The sequence below is a fragment of the Enterobacter cloacae complex sp. 677-3DZ2D5B genome (assembly GCF_004136695.1).
Lineage (GTDB): Bacteria > Pseudomonadota > Gammaproteobacteria > Enterobacterales > Enterobacteriaceae > Enterobacter > Enterobacter hormaechei_C.
Window position 1 is genome coordinate 112,536 of sequence record NZ_QFLS01000011.1, and the last position, 13,694, is coordinate 126,229.

The following is a 13,694-nucleotide window of genomic DNA, read 5'->3' on the forward strand; positions in this document are numbered from 1 at the left end:
GTATCTCCTTAATGGATCAGCATCCCGCCGTTCACGTCGAGCGTGATACCGGTGGAGTAAGAAGAGAGGTCGCTGCCGAGGAACAGCGCGGCGCGGGCAATATCCTGCGCGTCTCCGAGGCGGTTAAGCGGAATGCCCGCCAGAATGGACGTTTTCATCTCATCGCTCAGCTTGCCTGCGGTAATGTCCGTCTGGATAAGACCCGGCGTGATGCAGTTTACGCGCACATTGTCGGGCCCCAGCTCACGCGCCATGGCTTTTGCCAGCCCCAGCACACCCGCTTTTGCAGCGCTGTAGTGTGGGCCGCCAAAGATGCCGCCGCCGCGCTGGGCCGATACCGATGAAATGCAGACGATGCTGCCCGACTTTTGCGCGCGCATAGTGGGAATAACCGCCTGGGACATTAGCAGCGTGCCGCGCAGGCTGACGTCAAGCACCGCATCGTAATTTTCGCGTTTGATATCCATCAGCTTGATCGGCTGAGTTATGCCGGCGTTATTCACCAGAATATCGATGCGCCCGTATTTCCCCAGCACCTGCTCAATGGCGGCATTAACCTGTAATTCATTGCTGACGTTCGCCGCAAGGCCCAGATGTTCGTCGCCAAGGCTCGCGGCGGCAGCCCGGCTGGCTTCAGCGTTTAAATCGATAATCACCACTTTCGCACCCTGTTCAGCATATAATTTCGCCGTAGCGAAACCCAAACCGCGTACGGAAGCCGCGCCGGTAATAACGGCGACTTTATTTTTCAGTAGCATACATTTACTCCATTAGGACAAGAGAGATTTAATGTTTTATTTCGGCTCTTCCAGCAGCATAATCATTATTAAGCCAATGGCTGCGCAAATACCGAAATAAATAAACACGGTATTAAAACTACCTGTTTTATCCAGCAGATAACCTGCCAGCATCGGGGAAACAAATCCGCCGAGATTACCGCCGCTATTGATAATGGACGCGGCAATCGGATAGGTTTTACTGTCCGCAACAGCCATTCCATAAGCCGTAAAAGCGGGCCAGCCGATATTCAGACAGAGGCCGACAAAAAATAACCCGACGCAAACCGCGACGGTGCTTTGCGGAATATTCAGCATAATAACCATCATTAAAACGGTGCTGATGGCGGTAAACATCATGGTCGGTTTACGTCGGCGGCCGAGCAGTTTGTCGGAGACGTAGCCGCCAAAAATCGCACCGATAAATCCACCGATGCACGGCATGCTGGCGACCAGCCCCATGCTCATAAACGTAAAGCCTTTCTCTTTCACCAGATAGAGCGGGATCCACGTCAACAGTCCGTACAGCACGCTGACCATCATAAAATAGGCCAGGCAGTCGCCGAGAATATTCTTCGAGGTAAACAGCCCTTTCACCGTGCTTACCGGGGCTAATTCCCGCACGCGGATCAGCCGGTCGAGGCGTGCAAAGCCTGGTGAAATCACGATGTTTTCCCGTCTGGCGTCCGGCGTCTCCTGACCGGCGGTAATGGTCTCCAGCTCCGCTTTCGAGACGAATGCGCTCTCGGACGGCCTGGTGCGTACCAGCAGATACCACAGGACGGCAATGACCAGGCCGGGGATCGCAAAGGAGAAGAAGACCCAGCGCCAGCCCCAGGTCATGGCGATCCACACTGCCAGCGGCGGCACGAGGATGGGCGCGAACATGGTGGCGGCGATGTAGACGCCCGTGGCCGTGGCCTTCTCCTTTGGCGGAAACCAGTTATTGATGGTGGAGGCCAGCCCGACCGGGCACGGCCCCTCTGTTAACCCCAGCCCCAGGCGGATACACTTCAGGCCCAGAACTGAGGTTGCGGTGCCCATCAGCCAGGTAAAGGCAGAGAAGCCGAATATCGACAGTGCCACCATGCCGCGAATTCCCTTTTTGGCAATAAAAAAGCCCGCAGGAATTTGGCTCAGGGCGTATCCCAAAAAAAACATGCTGGCGATGGCACCGGCTTCGAAATTATTGATATGAAATTCGTCAATGATAAACGGCAGTACTGCACCAATATTTGTTCGGTCAGCATAGTTAATGGCATAAACAATAAAAATTAATGCCAGCACAACGAAACGGTAATTGGTTTTTTTAGTCTTTATGTAGGGGACAGCTTGTTCTATACGAGACATAACTTACCTCATTATTCGAACACCGTGAGTCGTTTTATTATTGCGTTCAACGTCAATATATCGGCTTACCCATGAAACGCCATTCAATAAAGCTCATTTATTGCTGAGATAAATTTGATTCGCGATACAGCTCAAAAAAATAACATCGGGATAAAATTGCCCGCTCGCAGTCTCAATGTTATGTTTTTTATCAATTATCGTGTAAGGAGTAGGCCATGTCCGCGCAGGATCGCCAGACGTTATCGCTGCCCTCGCTCAGAAATTTGCAGGCGTTTATCGCCGTTGCTAACGCCCTGAGCATCCATCAGGCGGCGGAACAGCTCAACGTCACGCCTTCGGCGGTAAGCCACCAGATCGCGTCGCTGGAATCGTGGCTGGGCAAGAAATTATTTATCCGCAGCGGCAAAGGGGTTCAACTCACCCCGACGGGAGAACAATATCTGCGGGAGGTCTCGGCGGCGATGAGCGCCATCGGGCGCGCCACCGATCAAATCGTGAAAGAAAAAGACAATGCTGTGCTTCGCGTGCACTCTTCCCCCACCTTCGGGCTGTCCTGGCTGTTGCGCCGTCTGGGCAGATTCCGCGCCGAATATCCTGATATCACCATCAATCTCACCTGCTCCTATGAGAACCTACAGTTCGCCAGAGATAATATCGACATTGATATCCGTCACGGTATTCCGGACTGGGACGCCTACCGGGTGATGACCATTAAAAACGACACGCTGGTGGTATTGGCCTCGCCGGACTATGCAGAAGAGCATCCCATCAGCACGCCCGCCGATCTGCTGCAACAGTCGCTTATCTCGTCCACCAGCACTCTGGTGAACTGGGAGAAATGGTTCGCCTGGCACAATATCGACAGGCCCTGGCTTAATTTCAGCCTCAGCTTCGACCGCTCCTACATGAGCTTTGAAGCGGCGCGCATGGGGCTTGGGTTTATTCTGGAGAGCAAAATGATGGCTACCGATCACCTGAAGGATGGCTCGCTGGTGCAGGTGCTGCCTGATGAAATGGGTATCGCCATCAACGCGCACCATCTGGTGATGCCGCACATGAACGAACGCGCGTGGAAGATCCAGCAGTTCGTCGAGTGGATTGACCGTGAGTTGCGATTGTCGGGGTATCACCTGTAGCGATACCCCAACGTGGCGTCAGGCGACCGTGCCCCAGACCAGATTCCCCTTGTGGAACGTCGCGGTGCGCGGAGAAATGCGCGCCACCGCCTCGGCGGAACAGGAGGCGTCAACCAGCACAAAGCTGGCGTCGTCCTGCGCTTTAGGCCACACGCGCTCACCTTTGTCGTTCAGCGGCAGCACGTCGCCGGTGGCGATGCCCAGCGCCCGCGAAAGCGTCTGCTCGTTCGGGCGAATATAGAGCTGGGCGTAGAGGTTGGCTTTCTCCAGCATGTCCCCCAGACCGTACGGCGACCAGTGGTCGATCACGCTGTCGGTACCGGTCATGACAAACACGCCTTTATCACGTAACTGCTTCAGCGGCATGTGCAGGGTGCCAATCGGCACGGTCGAGGCGATGGTTACCTGCTGTGCCGCCATGCGGGTGGCGATCTCATCCACCTGCTGTTCGTTAAGCGTGGCCAGCGCGAAGGCGTGGCTGATGGTCAGCTTCCCCTTCAGCGCCGGCGTTTTCTCCACGGTTTCTACCATGTAGTTCACCGCCGCCACGCCCGCCGGGCTGGTTTCATGCAGGTGAATATCCACCCCTTTGTCGTAATCCAGCGCAATCTGGAACATGGTATGTAGCGATTTCTCCATCGCGCCGTCGACGCTGGTTGGGTCCAGCCCGCCCACATAATGCGCCCCCGCCTGCATCGCCTCGCGCATCAGCTTTTCAGAATTCGACAGCAGCAGGCCGTGCTGCGGGAAGGCAACGATTTCGCAGTCAAAGCCTGCGCCCCGGCGCGCCAGTACCGCCTGCAAATTTTCCAGGTTTTTCAGGCCGGAAACCGGCTCTATGTTGCAGTGGCTGCGGGCGATGGTGGACCCTTTGGACTGGATCAGGTCGATCAGCTTTTCGGCGCGTTCTTGCGTGTAGGGCTGTAACTCCGGCAGCAGCTTCTGCTCCAGGCGGATCATGTCCTGAATGGTGGTGCCCGCCGGACGGTTCAGGGAGCGCCACGGGCCGCCGTAGAAGGTTTTATCCAGGTGAATGTGCATGTCGCGCATCGCCGGAAGCATCAGCTTTTTACCCGCGTCGTAGTGCGGCAGGGTCGCGTCGGCGTGGCTGCCGTTATCGCGCAGGGCGACGATTTTCCCGTCTTTGATCTCCAGCGTTTTCAGCTCGGTGCGGGTGCTTGTCGCCACGCTGCCGTCGTAGTTAAACCCGGCTTCCAGCAGCACGTTGTCGAGATAGTAATGTTTTGCGGTGATGTTCATCGGTTTACCCGTCTCGCAGGTTGCCTTTACAGAATCGGCAGCATACGCGACGGAACCCGTGGCGCCAAACAGCGCGCAGGCAGTAACCATTTTGCCGCTCTGGCTGATAAACTCGCGGCGGCTTTTATTCTCACTCATCTTATCTTCCTTCATTAATAATATGGGTACCCGTTTCACCGCGCAGCGCTGCGGGCAGGCAGTCCGGCGAGGTGATGATTACGCGCCTGCCGCCATGGCGTAAAAATTCCAGCGAAGCGACGATTTTTGGCAACATGCTACCTGCCGGGAAGTGGCCTTCATCCATGTAGCGCGTCATCTGCGCCACGTTGACGGTATCCAGCGCCTGCTGGTTCGGCTTGCCGAAGTTCACGCACACTTTCTCCACGCCGGTGGTGATCACCAGCACGTCGGCGCGGATCTCGCGCGCCAGCAGCGCGGTGGAGAGATCTTTATCGATAACCGCATCCACGCTCTGGTAATCGCCCTGTTCACTGCGCACCACGGGAATGCCTCCACCGCCCGCGCCGATGACCACAAAACCTTTCTGCGTTAGCGCCTTAATCGCATCCGCCTCGACGATGCGCCGCGGCTGGGGCGAGGCCACCACGCGGCGATAGCCCCGGCCTGAATCCTCGACAAAATGCCAGTCCGGGTGCGCGAGCTGTAGCTCGTCGCGCTGCGCCTCGCTGAAGAACGCGCCGATCGGTTTTGTCGGGTGCGTAAAGCCGGGATCGTTTTTATCCACCTCCACCTGGGTGACGACCGTGACCGCCTTTTGCTCGCCACGCGCCGCCAGGCGGTTGTTGAGCGCCTGCTGGATCAGGTAGCCGATGCCGCCCTGGGTATCCGCCACGCAGTTTGCCAGCGGGGTCAGCGGCAGCCCTTCCCGCTCGTGGGCGATTTCGGCGCGGCGCAGATCCAGCCCCACCTGCGGGCCATTGCCATGGGTGAGCACGATGTCATAGTCCGAGGCCAGCATTTCGAGCACCGACTCAGCCACCGCTTTGACCGCCTGCGCCTGATGCTCAATCGACTGGCTGGCGTTGTCTTTGATAATGCTGTTGCCGCCGATGGCGACGACCATAAGCTCTTTCATTTTGTTTCCTTTAGAAGGTGCGTTCTGGTGCCCTCACCCCGGCCCTCTCCCACAGGGAGAGGGGGATTAACAGAGGTATCCAGCACATGCTTCACCACAAACATCCCGCCCATCATCAGGTAGGCCGTGACAAACATCAGGGAACTGCCCTCGGCAAAGCCCACCACCGGGGCGTGGATCACGCCAAACAGCGCCAGCAGCGCGCCTCCTGCGGCGGCGACGGCCCCGCGCAGCGGTTTGTTGATAATGGCGAAGATGGCGATACAGCCCCAGAGCATGCTGGCGAGCGGCGCGCCGTTGCCGAGATGCATCAGGCCTTCGTAGTAGATCCCCTTGCTGTGCAGCACGTCGGTGCCGATTTTCGCCGCGCTGGTCCCCGCGGCGCTCATCACGCTGTTCATCATGGTCAGCGCCCAGTTGGCGATCCACGGGAACAGGCAGATGAAGATGACGGGCACCTCCACTTTCGGGGTTTCCCTCACCACCTGGTTGGCGGTGACGACGCCGATAAACACCAGAATCGGCACGATGGCGGTCATCGGTATGATGGCGAGCATAAAGGCCCCCAGCCCGAACAGCGGCACGATGAACATGGTCACGCCGGACGCCAGGGTGTAGCCGATGCTGGCGCCCATCGCTTTCCAGCCAGGATGGCCGACGTAGACCGTGACCGGGAACGGATTGCCCATCAGGCAGCCGAGCATCGAGGCCAGACCGTTCGCCAGCATTACCTTGCGGGTCGGGTATTCATCCCCTGCCGCGTGGGCGCTTTCGATGTTCTCCAGGTCAAAGATGTAGTTCGCCAGCCCCAGCGGTACGGCGGACGCCAGATACGGCAGCGCGTGCGGCAGCCCCTGCATAAAGCTGTCCACGTGCACTTCCGGCGGGTTAAAGCCGAAGGATGACATGGACGCTTTAATGGCATCCGGGCTTTGCAGGCCGGAGATCCACGCAAGTAGAGTACCGGCAATTAACAGCAGCAGGCCGGTCGGGATACGGGCGAAAATCGGCTTTTTACCGAACCAGTTAATGAAGATCAGCAGCAGGACGATAAACGACACGGTCGGCGCTTCGAACGCCTGCAACATCGGGTTCATCGCCAGCAGCAGCAAGCCAAGACCGGACAGGCACGACAGCAGCACGGTGCGGGGGATCATCTTGCGGATGGTTTCCCCCAGGAAGGAACCGCCCGCGAGGATCATCGCTTCCACAAAGCACCACACCAGGCCAATCTGAATCGCGAAATCCGCATCGCCGGTTTGCTGGTAAACCGGCATTAAGACCAGGAAGGTCACGGTAAAAATCGACGGCGCGCTCGGGCCGGACGGCAACGCGGTGACGTCCGTTCGTCCGGTAGCGCGCGCCATTTGCAGGCCAAACCACGTATAGCAAAGACTCGCCACCAGCACCGCCAGCCCGAAGGCTGGCGCGATGCGTCCATAAACAATCTCCTTCGGGATGCCGACGACAAAAATGAGCAACCCCATCATGGTCAGCAAATTGGTCAGGTTGTTGGTCATCAACCCGAAATAAGCTGCCCAGTCACCTCTTTTCCACTCCAGTTTCATGTTTTTCATGGATGCATGCCTTATAAAAAGTAGCGATCGCGGAAGGTCAACAGCGCCTTTTCAAAACAGCTAAACGGCGGGTGAACGATGCCCGCCCCTATCATGCCGATGCCCGCGTCCTTATGGGCAATGGCGGTATTGATGACCGGCAGAATGCCGCTGCCCGCGACCTTCGTGATGTCGATGGCGGTCGGGATCCCCATAAAGGAGAGCAGCGGAATGGTGACGTTCGGGTTTTCGCCAAGGGTGATTTCGCGCATCTGACGGGAGAAGTCGATGGCTTCCTCCACCGTGCCGCCCACCAGCGCCACGATTGCCGGGGCCGTCGCCATCGCAAAGCCGCCGATGCCGTAGGTTTCGGTGATGGCGCTGTCGCCAATATCCAGTCCGGAGTCTTCCGGCTTGTAGCCCGCGAACATCGGGCCAATCACCTGCTGCGCCGGGCCGGTGAACCACTGCCCCGGCAGGCCAGAAACGCGCAGGCCGAACTCGTAGCCGTTGCGCGCCATGGTGGTGACGACGGTGCTGCACTCAATGCCGTGGGCAGCATCCAGCGCGGCCTTACACATCGCCATCCACGTCGGACCGGAGAAATAGTCGCTGCTGGCGACAAACTCGAACACTTCACGCTGCTGCGTCACCGGATAGCCCGCCTGGATCAGCCCCGGCGTCAGCGCCTGAATAAGCAGCGTGGTGCCCGCGTTGTTGCGATTGTGGCACTCGTCGCCCATGTGCAGCGCCTGGGCCAGCATCAGGCGCAGGTCGATTTCGCCGATAATGTTCATGGCGTCGCGCAGCATCGGGCCGAGCACGTCGCGCATCCAGTTCAGGCGCTCGATCACGCTCTGGTCGTTAGCCCCCATGCGCAGGATCTTCGCCATCTGCTCGCTGAGGTTGGTGAAGGCGCGGTTGCCGTAAGTTTTGTTCTCAACGATGTGCATAAACATCGACGCGGAGGTGACGCCCGCCATAGAGCCCACACAGTCGTGCTCGTGGCACGGCGAGAAGGTGATGTCGCCTGACGCCGCCAGCCTTGCGGCGTCCTCCAGATCCGTCGCCAGCCCTTCAAACACCAGCGCGCCGGTAACCGCGCCTTTCATCGCTCCGCACATGTTTTCCCAGGTAACTGGCGGACCGGCGTGCAGAATGGTCGTGCGGGTCATGCCCGGCACCACGTTGATGGCCTGGTCATAGCCCACCAGCACCGGATGGGACTGAATAATCCGCTCCAGGGCAATTTTGTTCGCGGCGGCAATTTTCTCCGCCAGCGGTTTTTCCGCCAGCTGGTCGAGCGCTTCAACAACCTGCATATTGCCCTGCCCCGGCGGCGTCCAGTCGAGCTGGGTCACGGGAACGTGCTGCTTTTTGAGGTCGTCGCTGAACATCGCAATGCCGACGTTAATGACGTTTAGCGGCTGGTTGAATAAAGTGGTCATTATGCTTTCTCCCCTTTGCAGACAAATTCGCGTGCCAGTAATCCGGTGTTGGTGCTGCTGCTGGCCCAGATGACGCCTGCGTCGGTCAGCAGCTGGCACTGCTGCGCCAGCGACTGCGGATCCTGATCGGTGCCGAGCACGTAGCCGAGAATTTCCAGCGGACGGTTGTCGGCGTTCGCGATCGCCTGTGCCTCTTTGATCGCCTCGATCATCACCCCCACCGGATCGTCGTGCGCGCCAAAGCCCAGCACGAAGTCCATCACGATGACGCCCACCTGCGGATCGCGCGCCTCCTGTAGCAGGCGGCTGATGCGGTTGGTCGGGTCGATCATTGGGTGTGGCTTGCCGTTGGTGAAATCATCGTCACCGAAATCAAGGAAGGTGTGGGCCTGGCTAACGCTGATATCTTTCAGACGCCTGGCCGGGTCCGGCTGGATGTTGCTGTAAACATCGTCAAACTTCTCCAGCGCGGCAAACATCGCTTCGTCGCACAGGGTGCCGCCGCAGAACAGGCCGCGAATGTACTTCTGTTGCGACGTCAGGCGGGTGCGTACCTCTTCGATCAGCGGCCAGTTGAGCGGATGTAAATCCAGGTCGTCTTTTTTAATGCCGGTAAGCAGCACCGCTTTCAGGGCCGCCTCTTTGGTGCCACGAGCAAACTGCAAACCGTCTTCATCGGCAGGCGGTTCGTTGCGGCCCAGGAAGCACACAACTACAGGCTTGCGGCAGGCGCGTGCCCGGGCCAGCACCTTCTCAGCCACCGCGGGTGCTGGCGGTTTGGAGATGAGCGCTATCACCCGAGTAGCGTCGTCCGCCTCCAGCATGTCGATGGCGTCGAGCATCATCAGGCCGCCGATCTTCTCGCTAAGATCGCGTCCGCCGGTGCCGATCAACTGCGACACGCCGCCGCCGAACTCATGAATGCGCACGCTCAGCTCCTGGCTGCCGGTACCGGAGGCGCCAACGATGCCAATCGTCCCGCGACGCACCGCGTTGGCGAAGCACAGCCCCGCGCCGTTGATAATGGCGGTGCCGCAGTCTGGCCCCATCATCAGCAGACCCTTTTCATGCGCCAGCTGCTTCAGCGCCAGCTCGTCGTCGAGCGATACGTTATCGGAGAACAGCATCACGTTAAGATCGTTTTCCAGCGCCTGACGCGCTTCCCGGGCGGCGAAGGTGCCGTTGACGGAAATCACCGCCAGGTTGCTGTCCGGACGATGGGTTTTGGCGCTGGCAATCGACGCGTAGCGTGCTTCATGGGAGCCCGTGCGCTCTTTACGCGTGAACAGCGCTTCAATGGCGGCCAGGGTTTCATCATTTGCCGCGTCGCCTTTAATCACGATCATCAGGTCGCCATTTTTCGCGTCCGCTAATTCCGGCGTTAATAGCCCGAGGTTTTTTAATACGCCTTTGTTCATTTCCGTCGCCATCGCCACAAACGCCTGCTCGACGCCCGGCAATTTATTGGCTTTGGTGGAAACCGACATTAAGGAAACCGAATCGAAATACGTATTCTTTTTTATGACGATTTTGGTTGGCATTATTTTCACCTGTTTAAGATAAAAGGGGGCCGCCGTCGTGCTAAATGCACGTCGGTAACAATGCGTTTTTTCAGTAACGGCCAGCCAGGTGAAGGCTGACCGAATGCGCTACGCGCCTGCCGCCAGCAGCAGGTCTGCGATCGCGTTGAAGCCTTTTTCCCGTGCCAGTTCGAGCGGGGTTTTGCCGTATTTATCGGTCATGTGCGGGTTCGCGCCGTGATCCAGCAGCAGCTTCACAATTTCCTGCTGCTTTGCGCCGCCGTCGTTTAATACGATGGCCTCCAGCAGCGGCGTCCAGCCGACAAAATTGGTGTGGTTGACATTGATGTCGGTTTTTTCCAGCAGCTCACGCACGATTTCAACGTGCCCTTTTTCACTGGCAGGGGTAATGCCCACGCCACCAAAGCGCGTCAGACGGTCGAGATCCGGATCCGCCGGAAGGAGAATGCGCAGCAGGGTTAAATCATTGGTCAGGCAGCTGATCAGGAAGGGGTTAAAACAGGTCTGGTCCTGTTTATCAATATCCGCCCCGGCGGCAATTAAAAATTCCACACAGGCGTAATGCTTTTTCAGGCTGGCAATAATAATGGCGGTTCTTTTCTGGCGGTTGGTTACGTTAATATCCACGCCTTTTTCCAGGCAGGCTTTTAGCGCGTCGATATTGCCCTCTTCTGCCGCCAGCAGAAATTCTGTAACCAGTGCAGTTGCAGACATATTCAGACTCCCTATGTTTCACTTCTGATGGCCTGAGAATAGCAACAGCCTGGTCATAAAAGAATCCGCTTAAAAATCATTCATCGACACGCAATTCATTGTTGAGTTAAATTCAACGGTCCGGCAGAAACGTGCGTCTGTGCAACCTTTTTCTTATGTTTTACCGCTTTTACACACTTCAGGCTGCATTATCCTTATGGCTGAAAAAGCCTTACACAGCGCGGCCCTACGTAAAAATACAGAACTGTGACCAACATCAACTATGATGTAACGCCAGTGTTAAAATATGTTCAAAACTGATGGTCACCAGGAGCCATAATATGAATTCCATCTTTACCGAAGAGAATTTGCTGGCCTTCACCACCGCGGCACGTTTTGGCAGTTTTAGCAAAGCGGCTGCCGAGCTGGGCGTAACCACCTCGGCCATCAGTTACACCATCAAACGCATGGAGACCGGCCTGGACGTGGTGCTGTTTGTACGCAACACGCGCAGCATTGAGCTGACCGAATCCGGTTTTTATTTTTATCGTAAAGCGACCGACCTGCTGAATGACTTTCATGCCATCAAGCGCGGGATTGATACCATTTCTCAGGGCATTGAGACGCGGGTGCGCATCTGCATAAATCAGCTTTTGTATACGCCACGCCATACCGCGCGTTTGCTCCAGGTGCTGAAAAAACAGTTTCCCACCTGCCAGATCACGGTGACGACCGAGGTGTATAACGGCGTCTGGGATTCCATCATTAATAATCAGGCCAATATCGCCATTGGCGCGCCGGATACGCTGCTGGACGGCGGCGGCATTGATTATACCGAGATAGGCGCGATCCGCTGGGTATTTGCCATCGCGCCCACGCATCCGCTGGCGTTCGCCCCGGAGCCCATCTCCGAAAGTCAGCTGCGTCTGTATCCCAATATCATGGTCGAGGATACCGCGCATACCATCAATAAGAAGGTGGGCTGGCTGCTTCACGGTCAGGAGGCGATTCTGGTGCCGGACTTCAACACGAAATGCCAGTGTCAGATCCTGGGGGAAGGTATTGGATTTTTACCGGAATACATGACGCGTGAGGCGGTGGAGGATGGGCTGCTGGTAACGCGGCGAATCAATAATCCGCGCCAGGATTCGCGCATGCTGCTCGCCACGCAGCATGCGGCGACCGGTCAGGTCACGCGCTGGATAAAACAGCAATTTGGCCCCGAAGGCGTGCTGACCCGGATCTACAGTGACTTACTGTGGCGTACCTAGCTCTTCGTCTGAACCCAAAATGCGTGGATAAGACCGGGGAAGTAGCCCAGGATGGTCAGAAGGATATTCAGAATAAACGCCCAGCCCAGCCCCTTGCCAAGCAGCACGCCCAGCGGCGGGAGAATAATCGTAAAAACAACGCGCCAAAAACCCATAAATAACTCCGTGCAAGCTAACCAATTGAAAATTATAAAAGACACTTCTCTAAGCGTAGCCAGTTTAAGGGTAACTGCCATTCATCTCTCGCGCTTTTACCTGCCTTTACCCTCTTTACACTGGCTTAAACCCGGCCTTAAATGCTCTACTGTTCTGAAATTGACCGTAAGGAAACATAATGTCTCTTCCTCTTATTTCGCCGCAGCAGGCAAACGCGCTTATTGCTGAAGGCGCCAAACTTATCGATATTCGCGACCCCGACGAGTATGCCCGCGAGCATATTCCGGCGGCGCACTCTATTCCGCTGGATTCGTTACCCGGCGGGCTTAACGCGGCGCCGGGAGAAACGGTGATTTTCCACTGTCAGTCCGGCGCACGAACCTCAAACAATGCTGCTCGTCTGGCGCAGGCAGCATCCCCTGCGAACGCCTGTGTGGTTGAGGGAGGCATTCAGGGCTGGAAACAGGCCGGGCTGCTGACCGTTGAAGATCGATCGCAGCCGCTTCCGCTGATGCGTCAGGTGCAGATCGCTGCCGGGCTGCTGATCCTCTGCGGCGTGGTGTTGGGTTACAGCGTCTCCAGCGGTTTTTTCCTGCTGAGCGGTTTTGTGGGCGCCGGGCTGCTGTTCGCCGGAGTGACAGGTTTTTGCGGTATGGCGCGACTTCTGAAAGTGATGCCGTGGAACCGACGTACCTGATAAGGAGTATCTGAAAGATTAGGCTGTACCCCGTCCCGGACGTGGGCTATGGTGAAGATCATGACAATGATGAGGAGGTGCTATGTTTTCTGTCGGTGATTATGTCCAACCGCGTCAGGGCGGTCCGAAACTGAAAGTGCTCGAAGTGAATGGTGAAAACATTGTGGCCGTGCAGGCCAGCGATGAGCAGGGCGAGAAATATCACCTGAAAGCGGCGGACGTAGTTCTGTACTCCGAAGAAGGTGACTTTGGCGTCTGCTAAGTCAATAATCGGGCGGAATACACCGCCCGAATAATCATCAGATCAGGAAATCGTCCAGCGATTTACCGTTTGCCAGTGCGGTCGCAATTGGCTTTGGCGTACGTCCCTGACCGGTCCAGGTTTTTTCTTCACCGTTCGCGTCAATAAAACGATATTTCGCCACACGCGCTTTACGTTTTTTCGTCGGCTGACCCGCCTGCGCCAGGTCACTGCCTAACAGATCGCTCGGAGAAATACCGTCAGCTTTCATCAGTTCCAGCAGAGCATTAATTTTATCCTGCTGTTCAGCGCGTTGACGCTCTAATTCAGCCTGCTCGCTGCGTTTTTCTTCAGTGACAATCCGGAATTTTTCCAGCACTTCTTCCAGAACATCCATGGATAATTCACGTGCCAGCGCCCGGAGGGTACGAATATTATTAAGATTCTGTAACGTTAAAGCCATAATAATGAAA

The 13,694-nt window shown here is 56.8% G+C and carries 14 protein-coding genes; 4 read left to right on the plus strand and 10 right to left on the minus strand.

Going from position 1 to position 13,694, the window contains the following annotated elements; translation table 11 throughout:
* Window positions 1–8: 8 nt before the first annotated feature.
* Both DD597_RS18165 and DD597_RS18170 read right to left on the minus strand, forming a co-directional pair.
* Window positions 9–758 (minus strand): SDR family NAD(P)-dependent oxidoreductase, encoded by a 750-nt coding sequence (locus tag DD597_RS18165; protein WP_003862216.1) that lies wholly within the window; start codon window positions 756–758, stop codon window positions 9–11.
* Between the two features lie 36 nt (window positions 759–794).
* A complete protein-coding gene (locus DD597_RS18170) occupies window positions 795–2,126 on the minus strand; it encodes an MFS transporter (RefSeq protein ID WP_126525002.1) in 1,332 nt (443 codons plus the stop codon).
* Between the two features lie 215 nt (window positions 2,127–2,341).
* Between DD597_RS18170 and DD597_RS18175 the strand changes: the two genes are divergently transcribed.
* Entirely contained in the window at window positions 2,342–3,262 is a 921-nt protein-coding gene (locus DD597_RS18175) for a LysR substrate-binding domain-containing protein (protein WP_003862214.1), read from the plus strand.
* A gap of 18 nt (window positions 3,263–3,280) precedes the next feature.
* Here DD597_RS18175 and DD597_RS18180 read toward each other — a convergent pair whose 3' ends face one another.
* The 6 genes from DD597_RS18180 to DD597_RS18205 all read right to left on the minus strand — a co-directional run bounded on the left by DD597_RS18180 (window position 3,281) and on the right by DD597_RS18205 (window position 10,877).
* Window positions 3,281–4,660 carry an amidohydrolase family protein gene (locus DD597_RS18180; RefSeq protein ID WP_129256487.1) on the minus strand — a complete coding sequence of 460 codons (1,380 nt, stop codon included), beginning with the start codon at window positions 4,658–4,660 and terminating at the stop codon, window positions 3,281–3,283.
* A 1-nt stretch (window position 4,661) separates the two neighbouring features.
* Window positions 4,662–5,618: a carbamate kinase family protein gene (locus DD597_RS18185; protein WP_022651711.1), complete on the minus strand. Its 957-nt coding sequence runs from the start codon at window positions 5,616–5,618 to the stop codon at window positions 4,662–4,664.
* On the minus strand, window positions 5,615–7,195 hold the full coding sequence (locus tag DD597_RS18190; protein ID WP_022651712.1) for a hypothetical protein: 1,581 nt from the start codon (window positions 7,193–7,195) through the stop codon (window positions 5,615–5,617). Before DD597_RS18190 ends, DD597_RS18185 begins: the two co-directional genes overlap by 4 nt.
* A gap of 11 nt (window positions 7,196–7,206) precedes the next feature.
* Window positions 7,207–8,622, minus strand: a complete 1,416-nt coding sequence (locus tag DD597_RS18195) for a DUF1116 domain-containing protein (protein ID WP_181014331.1) — start codon at window positions 8,620–8,622, stop codon at window positions 7,207–7,209.
* Window positions 8,622–10,163 (minus strand): acyl-CoA synthetase FdrA, encoded by a 1,542-nt coding sequence (gene fdrA / locus DD597_RS18200; RefSeq protein ID WP_058647816.1) that lies wholly within the window; start codon window positions 10,161–10,163, stop codon window positions 8,622–8,624. Before fdrA ends, DD597_RS18195 begins: the two co-directional genes overlap by 1 nt.
* 108 nt (window positions 10,164–10,271) lie before the next feature.
* Entirely contained in the window at window positions 10,272–10,877 is a 606-nt protein-coding gene (locus DD597_RS18205) for an ankyrin repeat domain-containing protein (protein ID WP_023323649.1), read from the minus strand.
* Window positions 10,878–11,197: 320 nt separating this feature from the next.
* Here DD597_RS18205 and DD597_RS18210 point away from each other — a divergent pair, with 320 nt between their 5' ends.
* Window positions 11,198–12,127: a LysR substrate-binding domain-containing protein gene (locus DD597_RS18210; protein ID WP_015571650.1), complete on the plus strand. Its 930-nt coding sequence runs from the start codon at window positions 11,198–11,200 to the stop codon at window positions 12,125–12,127.
* Here the strand turns inward: DD597_RS18210 and DD597_RS18215 are convergent.
* The gene (locus tag DD597_RS18215; protein ID WP_003862203.1) at window positions 12,124–12,282 is read right to left on the minus strand and encodes a YqaE/Pmp3 family membrane protein; all 159 of its coding nucleotides are present in this window, start codon (window positions 12,280–12,282) and stop codon (window positions 12,124–12,126) included. The genes DD597_RS18210 and DD597_RS18215 overlap by 4 nt on opposite strands.
* Window positions 12,283–12,461: 179 nt before the next feature.
* Between DD597_RS18215 and DD597_RS18220 the strand changes: the two genes are divergently transcribed.
* Both DD597_RS18220 and DD597_RS18225 read left to right on the plus strand, forming a co-directional pair.
* Window positions 12,462–12,980 carry a rhodanese family protein gene (locus tag DD597_RS18220; protein ID WP_032609995.1) on the plus strand — a complete coding sequence of 173 codons (519 nt, stop codon included), beginning with the start codon at window positions 12,462–12,464 and terminating at the stop codon, window positions 12,978–12,980.
* An 82-nt stretch (window positions 12,981–13,062) separates the two neighbouring features.
* Window positions 13,063–13,242 carry a hypothetical protein gene (locus DD597_RS18225; RefSeq protein ID WP_003862199.1) on the plus strand — a complete coding sequence of 60 codons (180 nt, stop codon included), beginning with the start codon at window positions 13,063–13,065 and terminating at the stop codon, window positions 13,240–13,242.
* A gap of 37 nt (window positions 13,243–13,279) precedes the next feature.
* On the opposite strand, the gene stpA is transcribed toward DD597_RS18225, so the two are convergent.
* Window positions 13,280–13,684, minus strand: coding sequence for a DNA-binding protein StpA (gene stpA / locus DD597_RS18230; protein ID WP_129256488.1), 405 nt, complete (start codon window positions 13,682–13,684; stop codon window positions 13,280–13,282).
* Window positions 13,685–13,694 lie beyond the last annotated feature (10 nt).